The organism is Acrocarpospora corrugata (assembly GCF_009687845.1).
GTDB lineage: Bacteria > Actinomycetota > Actinomycetes > Streptosporangiales > Streptosporangiaceae > Acrocarpospora > Acrocarpospora corrugata.
Genome location: NZ_BLAD01000035.1, coordinates 126,253 through 148,370, shown reverse-complemented (window position 1 = coordinate 148,370; position 22,118 = coordinate 126,253). Strand labels below are relative to the sequence as shown.

Annotated in this window: 23 protein-coding genes; 3 read left to right on the top strand and 20 right to left on the bottom strand. The window is 70.7% G+C overall.

Features of this window, described 5'->3' with window-relative positions:
• From Acor_RS41940 to Acor_RS00760, 9 genes are all read right to left on the bottom strand, one after another.
• Positions 1–180 (bottom strand): hypothetical protein (locus Acor_RS41940; RefSeq protein WP_170316742.1); only part of this gene is annotated, 180 nt, incomplete at its 3' end.
• Positions 177–1,313, bottom strand: coding sequence for a BMP family ABC transporter substrate-binding protein (locus tag Acor_RS00795; RefSeq protein ID WP_155334526.1), 1,137 nt, complete (start codon positions 1,311–1,313; stop codon positions 177–179). The genes Acor_RS41940 and Acor_RS00795, both read right to left, overlap by 4 nt.
• Before the next feature lie 9 nt (positions 1,314–1,322).
• Positions 1,323–2,228 (bottom strand): ABC transporter permease, encoded by a 906-nt coding sequence (locus Acor_RS00790; RefSeq protein ID WP_155334525.1) that lies wholly within the window; start codon positions 2,226–2,228, stop codon positions 1,323–1,325.
• Positions 2,225–3,277 (bottom strand): ABC transporter permease, encoded by a 1,053-nt coding sequence (locus Acor_RS00785; protein ID WP_155334524.1) that lies wholly within the window; start codon positions 3,275–3,277, stop codon positions 2,225–2,227. Before Acor_RS00785 ends, Acor_RS00790 begins: the two co-directional genes overlap by 4 nt.
• Positions 3,274–4,791 (bottom strand): ABC transporter ATP-binding protein, encoded by a 1,518-nt coding sequence (locus Acor_RS00780; RefSeq protein ID WP_155334523.1) that lies wholly within the window; start codon positions 4,789–4,791, stop codon positions 3,274–3,276. Before Acor_RS00780 ends, Acor_RS00785 begins: the two co-directional genes overlap by 4 nt.
• On the bottom strand, positions 4,754–5,506 hold the full coding sequence (locus tag Acor_RS00775; RefSeq protein WP_155334522.1) for a GntR family transcriptional regulator: 753 nt from the start codon (positions 5,504–5,506) through the stop codon (positions 4,754–4,756). The genes Acor_RS00780 and Acor_RS00775 overlap by 38 nt, the downstream gene beginning before the upstream one ends.
• 190 nt (positions 5,507–5,696) lie before the next feature.
• Positions 5,697–6,785, bottom strand: coding sequence for a trypsin-like serine peptidase (locus Acor_RS00770; RefSeq protein WP_155334521.1), 1,089 nt, complete (start codon positions 6,783–6,785; stop codon positions 5,697–5,699).
• A 108-nt stretch (positions 6,786–6,893) separates the two neighbouring features.
• A complete protein-coding gene (locus Acor_RS00765) occupies positions 6,894–7,754 on the bottom strand; it encodes a phosphotransferase family protein (RefSeq protein ID WP_155334520.1) in 861 nt (286 codons plus the stop codon).
• Between the two features lie 4 nt (positions 7,755–7,758).
• Entirely contained in the window at positions 7,759–8,220 is a 462-nt protein-coding gene (locus Acor_RS00760; protein ID WP_155334519.1) for a MarR family winged helix-turn-helix transcriptional regulator, read from the bottom strand.
• A gap of 61 nt (positions 8,221–8,281) precedes the next feature.
• On the opposite strand from Acor_RS00760, the gene Acor_RS00755 reads away from it, so the two are divergent.
• The gene (locus tag Acor_RS00755; protein WP_155334518.1) at positions 8,282–9,040 is read left to right on the top strand and encodes an SDR family NAD(P)-dependent oxidoreductase; all 759 of its coding nucleotides are present in this window, start codon (positions 8,282–8,284) and stop codon (positions 9,038–9,040) included.
• A 323-nt stretch (positions 9,041–9,363) separates the two neighbouring features.
• Here the strand turns inward: Acor_RS00755 and Acor_RS00750 are convergent, their stop codons facing one another.
• Positions 9,364–10,383 (bottom strand): aldo/keto reductase, encoded by a 1,020-nt coding sequence (locus Acor_RS00750; protein ID WP_155334517.1) that lies wholly within the window; start codon positions 10,381–10,383, stop codon positions 9,364–9,366.
• Positions 10,384–10,514: 131 nt separating this feature from the next.
• On the opposite strand from Acor_RS00750, the gene Acor_RS00745 reads away from it, so the two are divergent.
• Positions 10,515–11,174, top strand: a complete 660-nt coding sequence (locus tag Acor_RS00745) for a TetR/AcrR family transcriptional regulator (RefSeq protein WP_155334516.1) — start codon at positions 10,515–10,517, stop codon at positions 11,172–11,174.
• Between the two features lie 224 nt (positions 11,175–11,398).
• Here Acor_RS00745 and Acor_RS00740 read toward each other — a convergent pair whose 3' ends face one another.
• The 4 genes from Acor_RS00740 to Acor_RS00725 all read right to left on the bottom strand — a co-directional run bounded on the left by Acor_RS00740 (position 11,399) and on the right by Acor_RS00725 (position 15,585).
• Positions 11,399–12,763, bottom strand: a complete 1,365-nt coding sequence (locus Acor_RS00740) for a glycoside hydrolase family 43 protein (RefSeq protein ID WP_155334515.1) — start codon at positions 12,761–12,763, stop codon at positions 11,399–11,401.
• 338 nt (positions 12,764–13,101) lie between these two features.
• Complete coding sequence (locus Acor_RS43940) at positions 13,102–13,866, bottom strand: collagen-like protein (protein ID WP_155334514.1); 765 nt, start codon at positions 13,864–13,866, stop codon at positions 13,102–13,104.
• Positions 13,867–14,252: 386 nt separating this feature from the next.
• Positions 14,253–14,843 carry a hypothetical protein gene (locus tag Acor_RS00730; protein ID WP_218034054.1) on the bottom strand — a complete coding sequence of 197 codons (591 nt, stop codon included), beginning with the start codon at positions 14,841–14,843 and terminating at the stop codon, positions 14,253–14,255.
• 55 nt (positions 14,844–14,898) lie between these two features.
• Positions 14,899–15,585, bottom strand: coding sequence for an SDR family oxidoreductase (locus Acor_RS00725; protein ID WP_155334513.1), 687 nt, complete (start codon positions 15,583–15,585; stop codon positions 14,899–14,901).
• 111 nt (positions 15,586–15,696) lie between these two features.
• On the opposite strand from Acor_RS00725, the gene Acor_RS00720 reads away from it, so the two are divergent.
• Entirely contained in the window at positions 15,697–16,161 is a 465-nt protein-coding gene (locus Acor_RS00720; RefSeq protein ID WP_218034053.1) for a winged helix-turn-helix transcriptional regulator, read from the top strand.
• Positions 16,162–16,259: 98 nt separating this feature from the next.
• Here Acor_RS00720 and Acor_RS00715 read toward each other — a convergent pair whose 3' ends face one another.
• The 6 genes from Acor_RS00715 to Acor_RS00690 all read right to left on the bottom strand — a co-directional run bounded on the left by Acor_RS00715 (position 16,260) and on the right by Acor_RS00690 (position 22,117).
• On the bottom strand, positions 16,260–17,330 hold the full coding sequence (locus tag Acor_RS00715; protein ID WP_155334512.1) for an MSMEG_0565 family glycosyltransferase: 1,071 nt from the start codon (positions 17,328–17,330) through the stop codon (positions 16,260–16,262).
• A 108-nt stretch (positions 17,331–17,438) separates the two neighbouring features.
• Entirely contained in the window at positions 17,439–18,275 is an 837-nt protein-coding gene (locus Acor_RS00710; protein WP_155334511.1) for a carbon-nitrogen hydrolase family protein, read from the bottom strand.
• Positions 18,276–18,277: 2 nt separating this feature from the next.
• Complete coding sequence (locus tag Acor_RS00705; protein WP_155334702.1) at positions 18,278–19,099, bottom strand: carbon-nitrogen hydrolase family protein; 822 nt, start codon at positions 19,097–19,099, stop codon at positions 18,278–18,280.
• Positions 19,100–19,104: 5 nt separating this feature from the next.
• Positions 19,105–20,550 carry an MSMEG_0567/sll0787 family protein gene (locus Acor_RS00700; protein WP_155334510.1) on the bottom strand — a complete coding sequence of 482 codons (1,446 nt, stop codon included), beginning with the start codon at positions 20,548–20,550 and terminating at the stop codon, positions 19,105–19,107.
• Positions 20,550–21,596: an MSMEG_0568 family radical SAM protein gene (locus tag Acor_RS00695; RefSeq protein WP_218034051.1), complete on the bottom strand. Its 1,047-nt coding sequence runs from the start codon at positions 21,594–21,596 to the stop codon at positions 20,550–20,552. The genes Acor_RS00700 and Acor_RS00695 overlap by 1 nt, the downstream gene beginning before the upstream one ends.
• Before the next feature lie 8 nt (positions 21,597–21,604).
• Positions 21,605–22,117: an MSMEG_0572/Sll0783 family nitrogen starvation response protein gene (locus Acor_RS00690; RefSeq protein ID WP_155334508.1), complete on the bottom strand. Its 513-nt coding sequence runs from the start codon at positions 22,115–22,117 to the stop codon at positions 21,605–21,607.
• Between the last annotated feature and the right edge of the window lies 1 nt (position 22,118).

Sequence of the window (22,118 nt, the reverse complement as noted above, 5' to 3'; positions counted from 1 at the left end):
GGGGTGGGACGGCGGGCGGACCCGGACTGAGACGATCAGCCCGCCCGCCTGCCGTACCCGCCCGGCGAGGGCTTCGACAGCCTCGCCCCGGTCGGCCGGCTGCGGGCAGGAGACCGCCAGCAGTGCCAGCCGTACCGGATCGAGGTGGCCGTCCCAGGGCCAGGGGTAGGGAGTGGTCATGACTTGGGCAGGGTGCCGACCACGCCGGCCACGAAGTAGTCGATCTTCTCGATGGTGGTGTAGTCGGGCACGGTGCCGGCCGGGATGCGGACCTTGCCCTCCTGGTCGGTGACCGGGCCGGCGAACGGGGAGCTGGTCTTCAGCAGGTCGCGGGCCTTTTCTATGGCGGCCTTGGTCTCCGCGTCGACGAGCGGGCCATACGGGGACTGGACGAACGGGTTCTCGCCGGTGCGGTAGCCGACCCGGAAGTTGTCGTTGTACTTGGAGCCGGTGAAGCCGCCGCCAAGCGCCGTCTTCACGATGTCGGTGTAGAGCGGGCCCCAGTTCCACTGCGAGCCGGTCAGCCAGCCCTTGGGCGCGATCGCGGAGGCGTCGGCGTGGTAGCCGACCGTGAACGCGCCCGCCGCCTCGGTGGCCTTGATCACGGTGGCGGTGCAGTCCTGGTGCTGGGTGATGACGTCGACGCCCTGCTTGAGCAGGTTCGCGGCGGCCTCGGCCTGCTTCGCCGGGTCGCACCAGGACGAGGTGCTGACCGCGAACGTCTGGGCCGCCGGGTTGACCGACTGGGCGCCGAGCTCGAAGGCGTTGATGTTGTCGATGGTCTGGGTGATCGGGAAGGCGTAGACGTAGCCGAGTTTGCCGGACTTGGTGGCCTTGCCGGCGGCGATCCCGGCCAGGTAGACCGGCTCGTACACGGTGCCGAAGAAGGTGCCGGCGTTCTTCGGGACGGCGGTGGTGATCAGGTTGCCCTGCTGGACGACGGCGACGTCGGGGTGCTCGGCGGCGACCTTGAGCGCGGCGTCCAGGTGACCGTACGAGGTGGCGAAGATGATCTTGGCGCCCTTGGCGATCATGGAGTTCATCACCCGGGCGGCGTTGTCGTCCTCCGGCACGTTCTCGGCGGTGATCACCTCCAGGTTCGGGTACGCCTTGGCGACCTCCTGGCTGCCCTGGTAGGCGGCCTGGTTGTAGCCGAAGTCGTCCTTGGGCCCGACGAAGATGAAGCCGACCGCGGTCGAGTCCTTGCCGGGCGACGCGGACGTCGTGCCGGTGGTGGCGGTGCCGGTGGTGTTCGCGGAGCAGGCGATCAGCGGGACGGTGAGCAGGGCGGCCAGAGCGGCGAGTTTTCGCATGGTTGTCTCCTAGGTGAACACGCGGCGCAGTTCCTCGGGCGCGGCACGAAGGGTGCGGCGGCCGAGGATCGCCAGGATCGCGAGGGTGATCAGGAAGGGCAGCGCGTCGAGGGCGAACTGGTTGAGCGAGAGCCCGCGAGCCTGCAGGGCCGGGGCGAGGGCGAGGGCCGCGCCGAACAGGTACGACCCGGCCATCACCCACAGCGGACGCCAGACGGCGAAGATGACCAGGGCGACGGCGATGAAGCCGCGCCCGGCGGTCATGCCCTCGAACCAGGCGTGCGCGTAGGCGGTGGCGAGTTGCGCTCCACCGACCCCGGCCAGCGCGCCGCCCGCCACGACGGCGGCGCCCCGGATGAGGCCGGGCCGGTAGCCGTGCACGTGCAGGACGTCGGCGCGCTCCCCCGCGGTGCGCAGCAGCAGCCCGCCCCGGGTCCCCCGCAGCCACCACCACATCAGCGGCGCCGCGGCGAACGACAGGTAGGTCACCGGGTCGTGGTGGAACAGGACCTCCCCGAGCACCGGCAGGTCGCTGAGGAGCGGCACCGCCACCGGGTCGAATCCCGGCGCCGCCCGGCCGACGTAGGCCGCGCCGAACAGCGAGGTGAGGCCGAGCCCGAGGAACATGACGGTCAGGCCGGTGGCGAACTGGTCGGCCCGCCGCCAGACCACCATCACGGCGTGCACCAGGGCGAGCAGCCCGCCGGCGACCAGCCCGGCGGCCAGCCCGGCCCAGGGGGTTCCGGTCTCGGCGGCCACCGCGTACCCGGCGAGGGCGCCGACCAGCATGGATCCCTCGGTGCCCAGGTTGACCACGCCGGCCCGTTCGGCCAGCGTCTCCCCCAGCGCGGCGAACATGATCGCCGTGCCGCCCCGGACTGCTCCGGTGAGAACGTCCACGACCAGGTCACTCATGACGTGCTCCTCTTGGCGGTCCAGCCGAGTACGGCGAGCAGGATGAGGGCCATCAGCACGTTGACGGTGGCGGCGGGCAGGCCGCTGTCGAGCTGGAGGCTGTCGCCGCCGACGGTGATCGCGGCGAGCATGAACGCCGCCGCCACGGCCGGCAGCGGGTTGTGCCGGGCGAGCCAGGCGGCCAGGAAGGCGATGTAGCCGATGTTGGTGGTCAGTCCCGGCCTGAGCTTGAACTCGATCCCGGCCAGGTGGATCACGCCCGCCAGACCGGCCAGCGCCCCGCCCAGCAGCATGGCCGTCACCAGCAGCCTGGCCACCGGCAGCCCGGCCCGGCGGGCCGCCTCCGGGTTGCCGCCGACGACCGAGAGCCGGAAGCCGAAGGAGGTGTGCCGCAGGGTGAGCCAGACGGCCGCCGCGGCGACCAGGGCCAGGACGATGCCCATGTGCACCGCCGTGCCGCCGACCAGCGGCAGCCGCTGCTCGATGGCGAGCGGCGGGGTGGCCGGCTGGCCGGAGCCGTTGGCGTCCTTCCACGGCTCGTAGATCAGGTAGAGCATCACGTCGAGCGCGACGTAGTTGAGCAGCAGGGTGGTGACCGCCTCGTTGACGCCCACGGTCACCCGCAGCGCGACGGCGAGCCCGGCCCACAGCGCCCCGCCCAGCGCGCCGCCGATCAGCATCAGCGGCAGCGCCGCCGGGCCGGACACGACGAGCCCGACGCCGGCCCCGGCCACCGCGCCGATGATCACCTGGCCCTCGCCGCCGACGTTGGCCAGCCCGGCCCGGGCCGGCAGCACCACCGCCATCGCGGCCAGCACCAGCGGCGCGGCCTTGATCACGATCTGCTCGATGCTCGCCCCGGTGGTCGTCGAGACCACCATGTCGACGAGGGTGGCGATCGGGTCCGCGCCCTTGGTGAGGAGCAGGATGCTGAAGATCGCGATCGCCCCGGCCAGCGCCCCGACCCAGCGGGCGAGCGCCGGGCCGAACCCCGACTTGGGCGCGAGCAGCGGCGAGGCCACCCGGTCCGGCGTGAGCTGCGTGGTCATCGGGCTCCTCCGAGCATCAGGCTGCCGATCTCCTGCCGGTCGGCGCCGCGCGCCGGGACGATCCCGGCCAGGTGGCCGTCGTGCATCACCGCGATCCGGTCGCTGATCGAGATGAGCTCGTCCAGGTCCTCGGAGACGACGAGCACGGCGGCGCCCGCGGCCCGGCGCTCCAGCAGGAGCTCCTGGGTGCGCCGGGTGGTGGCGATGTCCAGGCCGCGGCTCGGATAGGCCGCGACCACCAGCACGCTGTCGCCCCGGCCCAGGGCCCGGGTGAGCATGACGCGCTGCACGTTGCCGCCCGACAGTTCGGCGACCTTGCGGTGCCCGGCGGCCATCTGCAGGCCGACCCGCTCCTCCAGCTCGGTGGTGATCCGGCGCACGTCGGCCCAGTCCACGTTCGCGCGGCGGCGCGGGACCTTGGGCAGGCCGAGCGCCATGTGCTCGACGATGGTCAGGCCGGGCACGACCGCGTCGGCCAGCGGGTCCTCGGGGACGTCGCAGACGCCGCCGGCCAGCGCCTGCCGCGGGCCCGTCACCTCGACCCCGGCCACCGTGACGACCCCGGAGGACGCCGGGCGCAGCCCGCAGGCCACCTCGCACAGCTCCCGCTGCCCGCTCCCGGCCACCCCCGCGACGCCGACGAGCTCGCCGGGCCGCACCTCCAGGGTCACGTCCTTGAGGCGGATCACGCCGCTCTCGCCGTACGCGCTCACGCCGCGCAGGGCCAGCACGGCCGCGGCACCGTCCGGCGGCGCCGGCCGCTCCGACGGCAGGCTCGGTACGGCCCTGCCGACCATCGCCTCCACCAACTCGGCGTCGGTGTAGTTGCCGGGATCGACGCCGCCGAGGATGACCCGGCCGCCGCGCAGCACGGTCACCCGGTCGGCGATCGCGCGCACCTCGTTCAGCTTGTGCGTGACGATCACGACGCCGTAGCCGGTCGCGCGCAGCCGCTCCACCACGGCGAACAGAGCGGTCACCTCCTGCGGCGCCAGGACGCTGGTCGGCTCGTCCAGGATGACGATGCGGGAGCCGGTCATCAGCACCTTGAGGATCTCGGCGCGCTGCCGCTCGCCGATCGACAGGTGCGAGACCCGCGCCTGCGGATCGACGGCCAGCCCGTGCTCGGCCGCCGCGTCGGCGATCATGCGAGCCTTCACGCCGCGTACGGCCAGGGCGATGTTCTCGGTCACGCTCAGGGCCGGGACCAGCCGCAGGTCCTGGAAGACCATGCCGATCCCGAGTGAGCGCGCCTGCGCCGGGGAGCCGACCGTGACCGGCGACCCCTCGACGGAGATGTCGCCCGAGTCCGGGCGGTGCACGCCGTACACGAGTTTGAGCAGGGTGCTCTTGCCCGCGCCGTTCTCGCCGACGAGAGCGTGCACCTCGCCGGGCCGTACGTCGAAGTCGACCGCGTCGTTGGCGAGCACCTCGCCGAACCGGCGGGTCAGGCCACGTACGGCGAGCAGTGGTATGTCAGTCTTTGCCCCGGTTCGCGGGTCGGTCAAAGTCATGGCGCCTGCCTCGGTTGAGGGCCATCTGAGTGATCGCGCGAGCGGCTCGCCGCTCCACGACGTCCATCGACTCCCCCACGTGCCGGCGCATCGCGGTCAGCGCCTCGTCGTGCCGGCCGGCCAGGACCTCCTCGGCGATCTCCAGATGCTGGAGGATCGTGAGGGTGATGCGGTCCTCGGTGAGGAAGTCGTACATGCGCACCGCCCGGATCCGCGCGTTGACCGCGGCCAGGGTGCTCGTGAGCGCCGCGTTCCCCGAAGCGCGGCTCATCGTGACGTGAAAATCCTCGTCCATCAGGACGAACTGCGGATCGGGCTCCGGCTGGTCGTCGCGCAGGGCCCGCCACTGGTCGCGCAACGGCTCCAGGATGGCCGGGTCGTGACCACGCACGTCCGGGTCGAGCGCGCGGCTGATCCCGCGCAGTTCGAGGGTGATCCGCAGTTCGTAGAGATCTCTGAGGTCGGACAGGTCGGGCTGGGCGACGTAGTAGCCGCCGTCCGGCCCGCGTTCCACCAAACCGTCGGCGAGCAGCCGGACGAGCGCCTCCCGCACCGGTGTGCGGGAGACCCCGAGCTCGGCCGCCACCCGCTCCTCGACCAGGCGGGCCCTGATGGCGTAGTCGCCGATCATCAGCCTGCGGCGCAACTCGCCGTAGACCTGGTCCCGCCGCAGCTTGATGGCTGGATCCCGTTCTGTATACAGACCTGTATCCATGCCGAGGACGTTAAAGAGGCGCTATTTCCTGACAAGTCGGCCCTGGTTAATTCGGCGTAGCCAAGCCCTCACGACCCGTCGCCGGGCTGGTTACCCTGTTCTGCTCATACGCGAAGAAGGACCGGCACGGACAGACCGTGCCGGTCCCTCGGTCGCCTCGATGGGGGTACCGACCGAGGTGAGACGCCGTCTACTGGGGGATCGGGATGCCTCCGAGGATGGACCCGGTCACCACGTGCCAGGCGGCGTCGTACACCTCGAAGGTCTGGCGGTCGAAGTAGGACGAGACGCTCGTGTCGATACGGCCGTTGCCGTCGGTGTCGGAGACGCCCGCGTTGACGCCGTTGAGGTAGCCCTGCCGGGAGTAGCGCTCGTACTCGTGCAGCAGCCCCGAGCCGAAGCTGCCCTGACCGGTGAACGAGGACTTCAGCCCCAGGAGCCGCTGGGAGATCCCGGTCACCGACCGCTCGGCGATCCCTCGTCCGTAGCTCCACTTGAGCGTTCTACCGGTGTAGGCGTAGTTGCCGTCCGGGTCAGCGCCCGCCGGGTAGCCGAACATGAACCGCGGTTCATCGACCGGCTGGTTGTAGGTCAGGCCCTGGCCCCCGACCCGGTCGGCCAGTCTGCCGGTGTCGCGCGCGCCGGTGGCGATGCGCTCGGCGCCGTTCCAGACGGCGACGAAGGCGAAGTCACGCTCCCGGCTCCTGTTTTCGGCGAAGGAGGCGTGCGTGAACGCCTGGTATCCGACGAACACCCCGTAGGGCGCCAGCAAGGACGGGTCCGGCGACAGTGCGATCTGGGCGGGGACGAAGACCCAGTTCGAGTGCGCCGCGTTGGCCCCGAACACACAACTACCGGCGGTGGCGACCATGTTGCGGTAGAGCGAGGACACCGAGAAGGCGCTGCACCACCGCGGATTGCCGCCGGCGTCGACGAAGTACGCCTTTCCGTGGCCGAGGGCGAGGCTGACCGACTTGCTGCCCGTGTTCCCGGGGGGTGCGCCCGGCAGGGTGACCGGTTCCACGATGCCGGGCGGGCCGTCCGGGTAGGCGCCGAGGGGGTTGGGCGTGATGGCGACCGTGGCGCCTTCGCCGTAGGGGGTGGCCTCGCGCAGGTGGTATTGGTCGTTGGCGTACCAGTAGGACATGGTCTGCTGGGAGGCCACCTTGCCGAAATGCAGAGTCGTCGCGGTCACGTTTCCGTCCGCCTGAGCGGGCGACGCGGTGAGCGCGGCGGCCAGCAGGCCCGTGGTTAAGCCGGCCGTGATTTTGGTTCTCAAGGATTCCCCCAGAAGCAGGACGACATCGCCGGATTGACGATGCGCATTTGGGGGAGTATCGGCAGTCGCCGTGTGATCATATGTGTGATCCGCAGGGCACATTCAGCACTACGCTGGAAACAACCATTTGAGTGCGGCAAGGCTCTTATCTAGGTATTTGTCCTGGCCTGTCTCGATCCCGTAGGCCATGTCTTCGAGGACGCTGCACCTGGCGTAGAAGATCGCGCGCGCCTCCCCGTCGTCGGTCCCGTAGGCGTTCAGGGCCTCGCGGAGGGCGGCGGGGCCGAGGTCGCGGTAGAGGAGGCCGAAGTCATAGGCGGGGTCGACGATCGCGGCGTCGCTCCAGTCGATGACGCCGGTCACCGTCCACGCGGCGGGGTCGACGAGGACATGTTCGATTCCGAGGTCGTTGTGGGAGAACGCCTGCGCGTACCCGTCAGACGGGGGTGGCGCGCCGAGGAACGCCTCCACGACCGGGCGGTGCGCCGGCGGCATTCGCTCCACCGCGACCGCGTAGGTGTCCGCGGCCTCGCTCAGCCATAACTCCTTCGGCTGGTCGTCGGTGTCCACCAGGCCGGCCACTCGCGCGACCGGAACCCGGTGCAGTGCGGCGAGCAGCTCACCGAGCGCGCCGGCGATGCCGCGGACCGAGCGTCGTTCCGCGGGTGCGTCGATCAGTGGCAGGCCGGGCAGTTTGAAGTAGGCCAGGCAGCCCTGTTCCGCGACGGTGAAAGCCGGTTCGGGGACCGGCAGCGGCGAAATCTCCGCCACGACCGCGAGCAGGCGAGCCTCGCCGGTCACCCGCGCGGCTCGCTCCGCGGGATCGGGCTCCTTGGCGAAGCGCACGATCAACTCACCGTTGACCTCGTAGGCGATGTTGTCCTCGCCCTCGCCGAGCAGCGCCACCGAGTCGATCCGGTAGCCGGGCAGGTGAGCGGAGACGACGTCATGAACACTCCCATACGCCACGGTGTCACTCCTCGGTCAGTACGGCTTCGTCGACGAGAGCGCGCAGGCGGTCGTTGGCCTGTTCGAGGACGGTGACCACGGTCTCGCGCTGGTCCTCGCTCACCTCGCCAATCACCTCTTCGGCGAGTTCCGCCCAGGCACGCTCGATTCCCGGCACCAATCGTTGCCCCGCGTCGGTGACGACGATGCGCACCTGGCGGCGGTCCGAAGCCACCGGTTCCCGGCGGAACCAGCCGCCGGCCTCCAGCCGGGCGAGGCTGCGGGTCGCGGTCGGGGGTTCGATGCCGATGCTCGCCGCGAGTTCGGAGACCGTCATCCCGTCGGGCCGCTGAGCCAGGAGCCACAGCAGCACATCCTGGCCCGGGTGCAGCCCGAGCGCCGCGAGCTTGCGCGCCTTGGCGGCGCGGTAGAGCTTGCTCATCTTGTTCAGCGCCCGGTTGACGCGCATCACCTCGGCGGCTTCCACGCCTCCATCCTATCGGGTATATAGTCGGCTAATAGATAGTCGGCTAACTATTGGAGGAGCGATGGATCTCGGACTCGACGGTCGCGTCGTGCTGGTCACCGGAGCGTCCGGCGCGATCGGCCGCGCCATAGCCGGCGCGTTCGCGTCGGAGGGCGCGCGGGTCGCCGCGGGCTGGCACCAGAACCAGGCCCAGGCCCGTACGGTCGTCGACTCGATCACCGAAGCCGGCGGAAAGGCCGTGGAGGTGCAGATCGATCTGAGCGACCATGAATCAACCCAGGCGGCCCTACGGCAGGTCGAACGCGAGCTCGGTCCCATCGCCGTCCTCGTCGCGAACGCGGTCTCCTGGCCACCGAGAGAGCCGGACACATGGGACATCCTGACCGCCAGCTTCACCGCCAACGCCGCCGGAACGCTCTCGATGATCGATTCCGTCCTGCCCGGAATGCGGAGCGCCGGCTGGGGACGGCTGGTCCTGATCTCATCCGACGTGGTCGACCAGCCGATGCCCGCCGCCATGGCGTACCCCGCCGTCAAGGGCGCGCTGGAGACGGCCGCGAAAGTCCTCGCCGTCCGGGAAGCCCGGCACGGCATCCTCACCAACGTCGTCAGACCGGGCTTCACCCTGACCGACCGCGCGCTGAACACACCCGGATTCGGACAAAGCGCCATCGACGCCGAGTCAGCGCAGACGCCGACGGGCCGCATCTGCACCCCCGAAGACGTCGCGTCCGCGGTCGCCTACCTCGGCTCAGCCGCCAACGGCCACGTCAACGGCGAAATCCTGTCCGTCGCGGGCGGGCGACAGCTCACCCGGTGAACTCGGCCTCTGGCGGGCGACAACTGACCCGATGAGCTCGGCCTCTAGCGATTGACAGCTCACCCGGTGAACTCGGCCTCTGGCGGGCGACAACTGACCCGATGAGCTCGGCCTCTAGCGATTGACAGCTCACCCGATGACCTCAGCGTCTGGCGGGCGGCAGCTCACCCGATGGGCTCGGCCTCTGGCGGGCGGCAGCTGACCCGGTGACCCGGTGACCCCAGCCTCGGGCGGCAGCTGACCCGCCTCTCCCCTGGGACGCGCTCTCGCCCTCATCCGATGCGCGGTCGGAACCTTCTGATGCTGATGCGCGGGATCTGTGGTCAGGCTGCGCCGCGGGCGGCCGGGAGGCGGCGGCGCAGGCTCGGGGTGGCCAGGGCTGGGGGCTGGTATGCCTGGTCGAGGGCGCCGATGTCGGTGCCGGGAGGGACGATCTCGTCGATGCGGTCGAGGATGTCGTCGGTGAGGGTGAGGTCCAGGCCGGTGAGCAGGCTATCGAGGTGGTCCATGGTGCGGACGCCGATCAGTGCGCTGGTGACGCCGGGGTGGGCGATGGTGAAGGCCATCGCGAGGTGGGTCATGGGCAGTCCTGCCTCCGCGGCGAGGGGGACGAGCTTTTCGACCGCGTCGAGGCGGCGCTCGTCGTTGAGATGCTGGAACAGGCCGGCGCGCCGTAGGTCGTTGCCCTGGTTCTTGCGGACGCGGCCCGTGAGCAGTCCCTGGCCGAGGGGACCCCACACCAGGGCGCCCATGCCGAAGCGCTGGATGGTGGGCAGGATCTCGCGTTCGATGCCGCGGTTGAGGATGGAGTAGGCCGGCTGCTCGGTGTGGAATCGCGCCAGGCCCCGCCGTTCGGCGACCCACTGAGCTTCGACGATGTCGGAGGCGGGGGCCTGGGAGGTGCCGATCGCGCGGATCTTGCCGGCGCGGATCAGGTCGGTGAGCGCGGAGAGGGTTTCCTCGATGTCGGTGCGGGGGTCGGGGCGGTGGAGTTGGTAGAGGTCGATGCGGTCGGTCCGCAGGCGGCGCAGTGAGTTCTCCACGGCGGTGACGATCCAGCGCCGTGAGGCGCCCTGGTGGTTGGGGTCCTGCCCGGTCGGGCGGCTGAACTTGGTGGCGAGCACGACGTCGTCGCGGCGCCCTTCCAGGGCCTTGCCGAGGACGTCCTCGGAGTCGCCGTAGGCGTCGGCGGTGTCGAGGAAGTTGATGCCGGCCTCCAGCGCCCTGTGGATGATGCGGGCCGAGTCCTGGGGGGTGTTGCCCATGGCGGTGGCGAACATCAGGGTGCCGAGGGCGTAGGGGCTGACCTGGATGCCGGTCCGGCCGAGGGTGCGGTACTGCATGGAATCTCTCCCTGTGGTGGTCGGCACCGGGTGGATGCCGCTACTCTGCGATAAACGGAAAATCTTTCCGGAACCATCTTTCCCGAACTATACGGAAAGCTTTTCCGGTTACGCAAGCAGGGGGTGATGTGGTGTCTCAGAACAGAACGCCGGCCGGAGTCTCCTCGCCCGGCTCCGCAGAGCCGGGCGGCGGCGAACCGGGCGGCGGCGAACCGGCACGGCGGCGGCGCGCCGACGCGCGACGCAACGTCGACGCTTTGGTCGAGGCCGCCAGAACCGTCTTCGCCACCTCCGGCGTGGACGCGCCGGCGAAGGAGATCACCGACCTGGCCGGCGTAGGGGTCGGCACGCTCTACCGGCATTTCCCGCAGCGCTCTGACCTGGTCAAAGCCGTGGTGGAGAGCGGGATCGACGCCGTCGCCGACGCGGGCCCCGCGCTGAGTGCCGAGCACAAGCCGGCGGAAGCGCTCATCAAGTGGATCCACCGGTTCACCGAACTGCTCGCGACCAAGCGCGGACTCGCCTCAGCACTGCACTCGGGTGATCCGGCGTTCGAGGGGCTGCCCGGCTATTTCCTGGAGCGGCTCGGCCCCGCTCTCGCGGCGATGCTCGACGCTGCGGTGGCCGACGGCGCGGTTCGCGATGACATCAGCGCCGAGGATCTCCTGCACGCCCTCACTCAGCTGTGCCAGCCCGTACCCGGGCGCCCGCCCGGGTACAACCAGCGCATCGTCGCCGTCCTCCTCGACGGCCTGCGCCGCGACGCCACGCAGCGGCCCTCCGCAAGCTGACCTCGCAACGCTCGCGCTTCAGCCAAGCCCGAGCACAGGCACCGGAGATGAGCGCCAGCCCCGGCACGATCCCGCCCAAGAGCGGTGACCGTAACCGGGCGGCAGCAGGATCAGAAGGGCGCCGAACAGGGAGGCGGCCTGGCGACGGGAGGGGGACGGCCTGGCGGCGGGAGCGTCCACCCATCCGGCCTTGCGGCGGGAGGGGGACTCGTCTTTCGGCGGGGTCAGGCCAGCGGTGAGGTCACCGTGAAGGAGGAGTCCGAGGCGAACACCGAAGTGGACTCCCTCAGGTCGAGGCGCATCGCGTAGTTGTAGTGGCGCAGGTAGCGGCCGGGGAGGTTGTAGGACTCGAAGGAGGTCGTGCCGCCGCCCGCGAGGCCGGTCCGGCCGCAGAAGGTGGCGTCGCCCTTGAAGAGCGCGGATCCGTCGTCGCGCTGGAGGGTGAGGGCCATGTTGGAGTGGCGCAGGTAGTAGCCGGGTGTGTTCACCGACTGGAAGGAGTAGCAGCCGGAGTTGGCGAGTCCGGCGGAGACGGTGAAGGTCGCGCTCTGGCGGTCGGCGAGCGGGCTGGTGGCGCTGAGCGGGTCGATGTAGGCCAGGTTGCTCCGGTGGCGCAGGTAGCGGTCAGGGAAGTTGGCCGATCGCAGGGACCGGTTGCCGGTGAGGACGGCCGTGGTGTCGCCGACGTCCTCGCGCAGGACGGTGAAGTGCCTGGCGACGCCGGACAGGCCGGACAGTTCAACGCGTCCGCCGAAGGATGACAGGTTGGTGCTGTCGGCGTAGTAGTACCGGCCGCCGGTGTAGTTGTCGAAGTACAGCCGCCAACGGCCGTCGGGCAGCCGCGTCAAGGCCGGCCCTTCGAGTCCGGAGCCCCAGCCCGCCCAGTTCCCGGTCCCGACGAACTGCCAGGGCCCGGTCAGCGAGATGGCGGTGGCGTGTTCGATGTATTTGCTCGTCTCGTTCTTGAGGAAGTTGTGGTACGTCCCGCCGACTTTGACCACGAAGCTGTCGATGTAGTTGGCCGGGATGCCCAGTGCGACCGGCGCGGTCCAGGTCGACAGCGCGGTGTTGGTGGCGGTGATCCGGTAGGGGCGAAACTGACCCGCCGTACCGGTCGTGGACGCGGAGAAGATTACGTGGACGCTGCCGTCGGAATCCTTGAACCATTCAGGCGCCCAGGTGCTGCCGGTGGCGCCGTTGAGGCCGACGACGACGTTGCGCAGGAACGTCCAGCTGACCGAGTCGGCGCTGCGCGCGAAGCCGATCGTGTTGCCGGTCCAGTTGGTGGTGTAGACGAGGTAGTAGTAGCCGTCGGTGTGCCGGATCACGCTCGGGTCGCGGATCAGGCCTGATGGCGGGGTGTACGCGTTGGCCCGGACCAGGTTGTAGTTGGTGGCGTTGAACGAGTCGTAGACGTACATGTTCGACTCGCTGCTGTTGGTGAACGCGGTCATCAGGTAGTGCGGGACCGGCCCGGCGGCGTGGGCGGCGACGGGGTGGAGGATGCCCGCGACGAACAGCGCGAGGGTGACGGCGAGGACCCTCCCGGCTGCGGTGTTCCGGGGCCGGTGACTCCTGGGATCGCGCATGGGACTGTCCTTGTCCTGGGACTGAGGAGAATGTTTGCGCTAACATTCACCACCACCGAGACGCCGTGGTGATTTGGAGGTTCGGCCGTATTCGTAACGCGAGGCGATACGCCTGTCAATCCCTACGGCCGGACGGCCGGCTCGCGCTGTCCCACGGCCAGACCGCCGACTCGCGCATCACGGCCGGACAGCCAACTCGCCCTGACCCACGGCCGAACGGCCAGCTCGCGCATCACGGCCGAACGGCCGACTCACCCATTCCGACGGCCGGGTCGTGTAACTCCGGGGCCGGGCGGCCGGCTCGTGAACGAGTGGCCGCCTCGGCGGGTGGGTGAGGGTCAGGCTTGGGCGCAGAGGATGGTGATCGTGACCTTGATGTCCCGGTGGCTCTTGTTCTCCGGCAGGACGAATCCGTAGGAGTCGTCCAGCGCGCCGCCCCGGGCGTTCATGGCCTGGCCCCACATGATGTCGTTGGGGTTGATCAGATCGTAGGAGTCGACCCGGTGGCTGCCGCTCACCAGGAACTTCCCGGCCGGGCAGGTGGTCGGGCCGCTGCCGCCGTTCCCCGGCGGGAAGGTGCGGACGTTGGTGATCCGCTCCAGCCCGGTGAGACCGGCGGGACCAGCGGGCCCGGTCTGGCCCTGCGGCCCGGCAGGACCCTTCTCCCCAGCCGGACCCTGAGGCCCGACCGGTCCTCGCTCCCCGGTTGAGCCCTTCTCCCCCGCAGCGCCCTTTTCTCCCGCAGCGCCCTTTTCGCCGGCCGCGCCGGTCTCGCCTCTGGAACCAGCGGGACCGGCCTCGCCGATGGCTCCCTGCGGGCCGACAGGACCGATCGGTCCCGTCTCGTTCCACGTCAGCTCGCGGTGACCCACCGGGCATCGCCCGACCGGGCCGGACGTCGGCCACGGCACCGGCCTGCCCGTCGCCAGCGAGGTCTCACCCGAATCACCCGGAAGGCGCAGCACGCCGTCCGGCCCGACGCAGGCCACGATCTGAAGGTCCCGCGCCTCAGTTACGGCCACCGCCACCCCGGCCCCTCCGGCCAGCAACCCCGCCATGGCCCCAATGGCCAGCCACGTTCCCCGCTCCGCGACGCGCCGCATGGCGTCATCCCCCTTCAGTACGCGTAAATGTCGCGCACACCCTAGGGATTCGGCCTGTCCGAGATCATCCCCCGCACGGGCGGAAACGGGTCATCCTCGCGGCGGACGCGGGGATGGCCGACGAGCGGGTTGGGGCACGGGAGATCAGCGCGCACGGGCGATCAGCGCGCACCGGAGGTTGGGGTGCGGGGCGCTTGACGGGCGCGGGGACGGTCGGCGGACGCGGGAAAGGTGATCGCACGCCGAAGCGGGAGGAGGGTCGTTGACGGACGCGGAGACGGTCGGCGGACGCGGGAAGGGTGATCGCACGCCGAAGGTGATCGTAGGCCGAAGCGGGAGGAGGGTCGTTGACGGACGCGGAGACGGTCGGCGGGCTCAGAGGACGGTTACTGACGCCAGCCTTTGGTGTATTTGCTGCGGTATTTGAGGTCGGGCTCGGTCTCGATGAGGGACAGTGCCTGCTGTGCGATCGTCTCGTCGTCGGTGGCTTTGTGGAGGTTTCGTAGGCCGATGACGATGTCGTACCGGATGAGGGTGCAGTTCTTTTCGGGCTCGGAGTCTTTGAAGCGGGTGGCGAGGGCGGTGACGATGGCTGCTCGCTGTTCGGGGCCGGTGAGGCCGATCTTCCAGAGCGACTGCAGGCAGTGGCGGGCTGTGACGAACCGCTTGTCTCTGGTCACTTCGAGCAGTGTGGGGAGGTCGTTCAGGATCCGTTTCTCCGGATCGCTGGCCGCCAGGTTGCAGAGGATCTGCGAGGCGATCGCCCGGTTGTGGTTGTCCGTGTGGCCGAGGTTGCCGATTACCTCGGCCCAGACGTCGTAGGCCCAGGGAACCGGCTGGGCGGTCGTGCGCATCATCGCGTCGTAGGCGGCGTTCTGGCGGTCGCGTTCCTTTGACCAGAGGTCGCTGAATGCGTCCGGCACCGGGTCACTGGCCACAGGTTCGACTCCAACCTCGATCTGGATGCGTCCGGCCACATCCTAGGACGGTCAGGCCGACCCGGACTTTGTGCCCGCCGCATCCCAGGACGGATTAGATCGAGGCGGGGGGCTCGGACAGGGTGCGCTTGATGGTGCGGCTCAGGTCGTCGGCGAGGATTTCCGGGGTGCCGTTGGCGATGCCGTCCAGGGAGAGGGCGGCGACCACGGCTGGGTCGAGTTTGTTCTCGGGGGCTACGTAGGCGGCCATGTCGGTGTCCATGTAGCCGACGTGGAGGCTTGCGACCTGGATGCCCTTGGGGGCGAGTTCGGTGCGGAGCGCATTGGTCATCGCCCAGGCGGCGGCTTTGCCCGCCGAGTAGGCGCCGTAGTCGGGGACGTGCACCCAGGCGAGCACGGACAGCACGTTGAGGATCGCGCCGCCGCCGTTGCTCTCGATGATCGGGGTGAAGGCGCGTGATACGGCGAGCGGGCCGAAGTAGTGGGATTCCATCTCCAGGCGGATCTGGTCGAACTCGCCGGCCAGCAGGTTCGTGTGGGTGGAGATGCCCGCGTTGTTGATCAGCAGGGTGACGTCGGGCGCGGCCTTGGCCGCTTTCGCCACGGATTCGGGATCGGTGATGTCGAGTTCGAGGGGGATCGCGCCGGGGACCTCGACGGTCTCGGGCCTGCGGGCGGCGGCGTAGACCTTCGCGCCGCGTTCGAGCAACTGGGTGACGAAGTGCCGGCCCAGACCTCGGTTGCCGCCGGTCACGATGGCCACGGAATTCTCGATCTTCATGGTGTTCCTTTCGATTGACCGCCGGACACGAACCTACGGATCGCATCTAGCTTGGAACAACCAAGTTAGCGTCAAACTTGGATTAGGCAAGTGAGGGGGTAGCCTGTGGCCGTGAGAAGCACGACTCGGCGCGCGCTGCGGGACAGCGAATGCTCGATCCAGCGCAGTCTCGAAGTGATCGGGGACCCCTGGACGGTGCTCGTCCTGCGGGAGGCGTTCCTGGGCACAACGCGTTTCGGTGATCTCGTCACCGCCATCGGCATCTCCACCGACCTGCTCACCGACCGCCTGGCCAGACTGGTCGAGGCCGGCGTCATGGAGAAACGCCCCTACTCCGAACCAGGCAAACGCACCCGGTACGGCTACCTCCTCACCCCCACGGGCACCGAACTCCGCGTCGTCCTCGGCGCACTCCAGCAATGGGGCGACACCCACCGCCTCAACGGCGACTCCCCCTCCATGGAACGCCGCAGCCGCACGACCGCCCAGCGCCTCGAAGTGGCCTTCGTCGACGAATCCGGCCAAGCCGTGCCCCTCGACGACGTCGACTTCGTCCCACGAGCAGCGGGATCCTAGGGAGTCCCGCTTGGCCGACGCGGTGCCGACCGCCAATCGAGGACGACCCGAGCGGCGGGATGGTAGGAAGTCCCCCTGCCCAGCGGGCGCCGTGGGGTTCAGCGGCTGGTGCCGAGTAGCGAGGTGTACAGGTCGAGATGGGATTGGGCGGCCGTCTTCCAGCTGTGCCGGAAGGCGAGATCGCGTCCAGCTGCGCGCCGCGACAGGTCCGGGGTCAGAGCGGCTTCCCGGAGGGCCCTGGCGAGTGCGGGGGTGTCGGCGGCGAACAATGCGGCGCCGGTGAAGACTTCGCGGAAGACCGGGAGGTCGCGGGTGACGAGGGGGACTCCGGCGGCCAGGGCCTCCATGGCGGCCAGCCCGAAGCCCTCCTTCGTGGAGGGGAAGGCGAATGCGGCGGCACCGGCGACGAGTCCGGGCAGGTCGTCGTGGGCCACCGGCCCGAGGACCACGGGACTCACGCCGAGTTCGGCCGCTCTGGCTTCCCAGGCCGCTCGGTAGTCGCGGTAGTCGAACAGGGTCTCGCCGCCCGCGATGACCAGCCGATGCTCGGCCGGGTTCAGGAGGGCGTATGCCTCAAGAAGGTCAATCGAGCCCTTTCGCGGCTCGATCCCGCCCACGGTGAGGATGTAGGACCCGAACCGGGCCCGCCAATCCGAACCCGAAGCCGCCGCGAACCGGGCCGCGTCGACGCCGTTCGGGATGACCGTGGCCGTGATCCCCCACCCGTCGGCGAGTTCGCCGGCGACCGCGCCGGAGACGCAGACATGCGCCCATGGCCGCACGATGGCCCGCTCATGGCACGCGGCCAGTTCCGGCGTCGTGAAATGGTCCAGGTGGTGCACCGTCCGGATACAGGGCCCGGCCGCGTTGGCGCTGATGCAGTCCTGCGCGTGGACGACGTCATACGACGCGGGATCGAAGGCGTCACCCAGCAACGTGATCGAGCGCAGCACCCGCACTCCCAGGGATTCACCGTCGACATCCGGGCACGGCACGATCCGGACCCGGACCCGGGGATCCACCGGGCGAAAGAAACCCAGGTCACCGCCCCGGCCGAGAGACCACACGGTAACCTCCGCGCCCAACTCAGCCAGGGCCTCGGCGAGCGCGAGGGTATGCACGACCCCACCACGCGGCTTCGTCGAGTACGTGAGCAGGGCGATCCTCACCGAGAACCACCCCGGCCAAATGACCACAGCTTGGTCAGGTAGCTGAGTGGGACAATCCTCACCCGGAATCACCCCAGCCAACAGTCACAAAACTGAGCAGCGCAATCCTCACGGGAGTGCGGCCCGGTAGCTGGATGGGCGGCGTTCGTCGATGTGTTTCAGTACTCGGCGGGCGCTGGCGATTTCCGCGGCGACGTCCAGTTCGGCGATCGCGAGGCCCGCCTTGGACCATGTTCTGGCGAGGATGTCGCCGCCGGGGCCGACCACCTTGGCCTGGCCGAGGAAGCGCATGCCGCCGAGGGCGCCGGTCTGGTTGGAGGAGGCCAGCACGACCTGGTTCTCGGCGGCGCGGGCGCAGTCGTACAGGTCGAAGAGGCGGGATTGGCGGTCCTGGGCCATTCGGGGGGCGCGGTTGGTGATGCTGGTGGGCCAGGCGGACAGGCAGGCGATGATTTCGGCGCCGTCCAGGGCCAGGCTGCGGGCCGATTCGGGAAAGGTCTTGTCGTAGTCGATCAGCATGCCGACCCGGCCGACGGGGGTGTCGAACGCGTCGAAGCGGTCGCCGGGATCGTAGGCGGCGGCTTCGCCGGCGGGCAGGTGGACTTTGCGGTGGCGGCCGAGGACGCCGTCGCCGGTGACGCAGACGGCGGCGTTGTAGCGGCGGTCGCCGTCGGCTTCGCGGTAGCCGACGCAGACGACCATCTCGGCGGCCAGTTCGGCGACCTGTTTGAGGGCCGGGTCGTCGGGGTCGAGCGCGGGCGGCAGCGCGTCGGGGTCGGGGTGGCGCAGGTCGGCGAGGTAGCCGCCGAGGGCCGCGTCGGGCAGGACGAGCAGCGCGGAACCGGCTTCGCGCGCGTCCGACACCAGTTTGGCGATCCGGAGCAGGTCGAACTCCAGGTCGCGGCCGAAGTGCGCGGAGGCCGCGGCGATCCGTAGCGTTGCCACGGTCAGAATCCTCCCACCGCGGCCGCGTACGTCTCGGGGCGGCGGTCGCGGAGGTGGCCCATGGACCGGCGGGCGGCGGCGAGTGCCGCCTGGACGTCGAGCTCCGCCACGGCCATGCCGCCCGCCACGGGGGTCATCGCGAGGATCTCCCCGCCGGGCCCGACGATCTTCGCCCGGCCGACGAAGCGCAGGTCGCCGAAGGTCCCCGACTGGTTGGCGGACAGCCAGACCACCTGGTTCTCCAGCGCCCGCGCCTGGTCGAACAGGTCGAACCGGTGCGTCCAGCGGTCGTCGGCCAGGTCCGGCGCCGGATTGGTACGGCTGGCCGGCCAAGCCGACACGCACACCACGATCTCGGCCCCGTCCAGCGCCAGCGCCCTGGCCGACTCGGGAAACGCCTTGTCGTAGCAGATCAGCATGCCCAGCCGCCCGACCGGCGTGTCGAAGGCGGCGAACCCGTCCCCGGCCGCGTAGGAGCTGTCCTCACTGAGCGGCTGATGCACCTTCCGATGGTGACCGAGCACCCCGTCCCCGGTCACGCACACGACACTGTTGTAACGAAGCCCGGCCTCCGACTCGCAGTACCCGGCACACACGATCATGTCCCCGGCGAGGCTCCGCAGCCGCCTGATCTCGGGCCCGTCGGCGGCGAGCGCGGGCGGCCCTTCCGCGTCGCCGTCGAGGTTGGCCAGGTAACCGCCGAGACACGCCTCGGGGAGGGCGAGCACCCGCACCCCGTCGGCTCTGGCCCGGCCGGTCAGGTCGGCGATCCGGGCGAAACAGTCCTCCATGTCCCGTCCGAAGGGCGCCGCGACCGCGGCCATCCTGATCACGCCCGGCCCATTCCGGTGACGGGCCCGCTGAGGACCTCGGTGAGTTCGCCGTCCGGCCAGCGCAGCCGTACACCGCGGCCTGAGGTCAGTTCGCCGCATTCCGCGCCGGTCGCGGGACCGGCGGGCAGAGCGGGCGCGTCCGGGGCGTCGGCGGTGATCATGGCGAAGCCGGGGAAGCAGGTCAGCCAGTCGCCCATGGTCGCGGCCGGCGGGCGGGGCAGCCGGGCCATGTCCAGGACGGCCCCGCAGGAGCCGGCCTCGGCGAGCATGCCGAGCGTGCCGGCGATTCCGGCCATGGAGACGTCCTTGGCGGCGGCCGGCCTGGCCGTGCCGACCGCGCCGAGCATGGCGCGGAGTTCGGCGGTGGAGCGGATCGAGGTGGAGTCCCACTGGCGGCCGGTGTAGCCGGGACGCCAGCGACCGCCCAGGTCGGCGGTGAGCCGGAGCCGATGCCCCGGACGGCCACCGCCACCGGGAACCGGATGGGCGGTCCGGCCGAGCGCGGTCACCGAGAGCGCGGCCGGGACGCCGAACTGGGTGTGCCCGCCCAGGATCGGCACGTCGTAGGCGTCGGACGCGCGGCGCAGCCCCGCCAGCACCCGGGCGGCGAACGACGCGTCCCGCGCCCCGAGCGCGTCCAGCAGGCCGACCGGGGTCGCGCCCATCGCGGCCAGGTCGTTGACGTTGACCAGGACGGCGCACCACCCCGCCCAGTCCGGGTCGCGTTCCACCATCGACGGCAGGATCGCGTCGCAGGCCGCGACCAGGTCGCTGCCGGGCACCGGCGCGCCGTCGTCGCCGACGAAGCCGCGCCCGCCGGGGGCGAGCCCGCGCAGCAGCGACCCGAGCGCGGCCTTCCCCTCGGCCGCCGCCGCGACCCGGCCGATCGGCCAGCGCATCAGCACGTGCGGCACGCCCTGGACGTCCACCGGCCGGACCCGCCGCCAGCCGAGCCTGACGAACAGCGACTCGTGCCTGACCTGGACGTCGGCGTCGAACCTGAGCACCCCGGCGTTCTCCGCGTACCCGCAGGCGGCCCGGACCAGCGCGGGCCCGACGCCGGGCGCGCCGCGCTGCCCAGGCGCGACGACCAGCCGCCCGCCACGCCACCACCCGAGGTCAGGCCCGTCACCGGCGGGCCCCAGCCGGACCCCGCCGATCACGGTCCCGGCCGGGTCGCGGGCGACCAGCACCACGGTCCGCGGGTCGTCGTCGTGGAAGTCCAGGTCGCTGTCGCCGAACAGGCCCTGGTCCTCGACGAACACCCGGCGCCGCAGCATCCGGTAGGCGAACACGGTGCCCCGGTCGGCGGCCCGCCCGATCGTGAACGGCCGGGGCAGCCGGGGGCTCCCCGAGCCGAGCAGCGCGGGCACGTCCACCGGCCACGGCTCCGGCTGCCATTCCGCGACCCCGAGCAGGGTGTCGCACACCGACGTCGCCATCACCCTCCCGCCATCGCCAGCGCGCTGCACGCGCCACACGCCGCGCAGCCGGCCTGCTGATCCGCGCCGGTCATCCCGGCGGCCCTGAGCCGGGCCGCCACCCGTTCGGTGACGTCCCTGACGAGTTCCCTGGGCGGCGCGGTGACGCCGTCCCGCCGCGCCAGCGTGCCCGCCATCGGCCGGATCGGCACCACGAACGGGTAGACGCCCCGCTCGATCAGCCGGGCCGCGCCCGCGACCAGCTCGTCGGCGTCCTCACCCAGCCCCACCAGCAGGTACGTGGAGACCCTGTTCCGCCCGAAGACCCGGACGGCCTCGTCCCACGCCGCCTCGTACGCCGCCAGCGGCACCGTCGACTTGCCCGGCATCCACCGCCGCCGGACCTCGTCGTCCAGCGACTCCACGTGGATGCCGATCGCCGTGGCCCCCGCCTCGCGCAACCGGCCGATCCAGGCCAGGTCCTCCGGCGGTTCGCACTGCACCTGGACGGGCAACCCGGGCACGGCCGCCAGCACCGCGCGCACGCTCCGGACGAGCACCCGCGCACCCCGGTCGGGCCCGCCGGTGGTGCCCGTCGTCAGCACCATCTGGCGCACCCCGTCCAGCCGGACCGCCGCCTCGGCGACCTCGGCCAGCTGGGCCGGGGTCTTGGCGGCGACGGTCGCGCCGGAGCGCAGCGACTCCTCGATCGCGCAGAACCGGCAGCGGTCGGCTTCGCCGTACCGGACGCAGGTCTGCACGACGGTGGTGGCGAGCACGTCCGCGCCGTGCAGCTTCGCGATCTTCTCGTACGGCACGCCGTCGGCCGTGACCAGGTCGTAGAAGCGCGGACGCCGGACCGGCCGGATGGCCAGCCCCATGTCCGTGCCGCCCAGGTACAGGCGGCCGTCGCGGACCACGTACGGGCTGTCGGGGTTGAGGGGGATCGCGGCGCTGGCGCCGTCGACCACGAGGTGGCCGTCGTCGCTGGGCCCGGCTCCCCCCGTCCGCCGGACCGGCGCGTCGAGGCGTACGCCGCGGATGGCGACGTCGACCCGGGTTCCCATCCGGTCCATCAGAACATGTACGTCGAGTTGATGATCGCGCCCTTGCGGGCGTAATGGATGAGCGCGTCCTGGACGTCCAGCGGGTGCGTCGGGATCACGCCCTCCATCAGGTCCTCCTCGCGGGCGCCGTGCAGGGACAGGCCGAAGCGGCAGCAGAAGACCTTGCCGCCTTCGGCGATGAACGTCTTCAGCGAGTTGTTGATGTTGTGCTCGCCGGGGAAGGCCGAGTTGCCGGTGGTCGGGAAGCCGCGGGTGGCCAGGCAGTTCAGCGAGCCGGGGCCGTAGAAGTAGATCGCCGACTCGAAGCCCTTCCGGAGGGCGCGGGTGGCCTGGAGGATCGCCACGAAGCTGACCGACGACTCGTGCGCGATGCCGTGCACGAGGGTGAAGTAGGTCTCGCCGTCCTCGGCCTTGTAGTCGGGGAAGACCTTGGTGTCGCCGTACAGGCTGGAGCCTTCGGGCAGGGAGGGGTGCGGGATCTCGGTGAGGCTTGCCTGCTCGAGCTCGGTGAGGTCGGCCATG

Excerpts from the sequence above, each read along its gene's own strand:
- Acor_RS00795 (WP_155334526.1), bottom strand. The coding sequence starts at position 1,313 with ATGCGAAAACTCGCCGCTCTGGCCGCCCTGCTCACCGTCCCGCTGATC.
- Acor_RS00790 (WP_155334525.1), bottom strand. The coding sequence starts at position 2,228 with ATGAGTGACCTGGTCGTGGACGTTCTCACCGGAGCAGTCCGGGGCGGC.
- Acor_RS00785 (WP_155334524.1), bottom strand. The coding sequence starts at position 3,277 with ATGACCACGCAGCTCACGCCGGACCGGGTGGCCTCGCCGCTGCTCGCG.
- Acor_RS00780 (WP_155334523.1), bottom strand. The coding sequence starts at position 4,791 with ATGACTTTGACCGACCCGCGAACCGGGGCAAAGACTGACATACCACTG.
- Acor_RS00775 (WP_155334522.1), bottom strand. The coding sequence starts at position 5,506 with ATGGATACAGGTCTGTATACAGAACGGGATCCAGCCATCAAGCTGCGG.
- Acor_RS00755 (WP_155334518.1), top strand. The coding sequence starts at position 8,282 with ATGGATCTCGGACTCGACGGTCGCGTCGTGCTGGTCACCGGAGCGTCC.
- Acor_RS00750 (WP_155334517.1), bottom strand. The coding sequence starts at position 10,383 with ATGCAGTACCGCACCCTCGGCCGGACCGGCATCCAGGTCAGCCCCTAC.
- Acor_RS00740 (WP_155334515.1), bottom strand. The coding sequence starts at position 12,763 with ATGCGCGATCCCAGGAGTCACCGGCCCCGGAACACCGCAGCCGGGAGG.
- Acor_RS43940 (WP_155334514.1), bottom strand. The coding sequence starts at position 13,866 with ATGCGGCGCGTCGCGGAGCGGGGAACGTGGCTGGCCATTGGGGCCATG.
- Acor_RS00725 (WP_155334513.1), bottom strand. The coding sequence starts at position 15,585 with ATGAAGATCGAGAATTCCGTGGCCATCGTGACCGGCGGCAACCGAGGT.
- Acor_RS00705 (WP_155334702.1), bottom strand. The coding sequence starts at position 19,099 with ATGGCCGCGGTCGCGGCGCCCTTCGGACGGGACATGGAGGACTGTTTC.
- Acor_RS00700 (WP_155334510.1), bottom strand. The coding sequence starts at position 20,550 with ATGGCGACGTCGGTGTGCGACACCCTGCTCGGGGTCGCGGAATGGCAG.
- Acor_RS00695 (WP_218034051.1), bottom strand. The coding sequence starts at position 21,596 with ATGGGAACCCGGGTCGACGTCGCCATCCGCGGCGTACGCCTCGACGCG.
- Acor_RS00690 (WP_155334508.1), bottom strand. The coding sequence starts at position 22,117 with ATGGCCGACCTCACCGAGCTCGAGCAGGCAAGCCTCACCGAGATCCCG.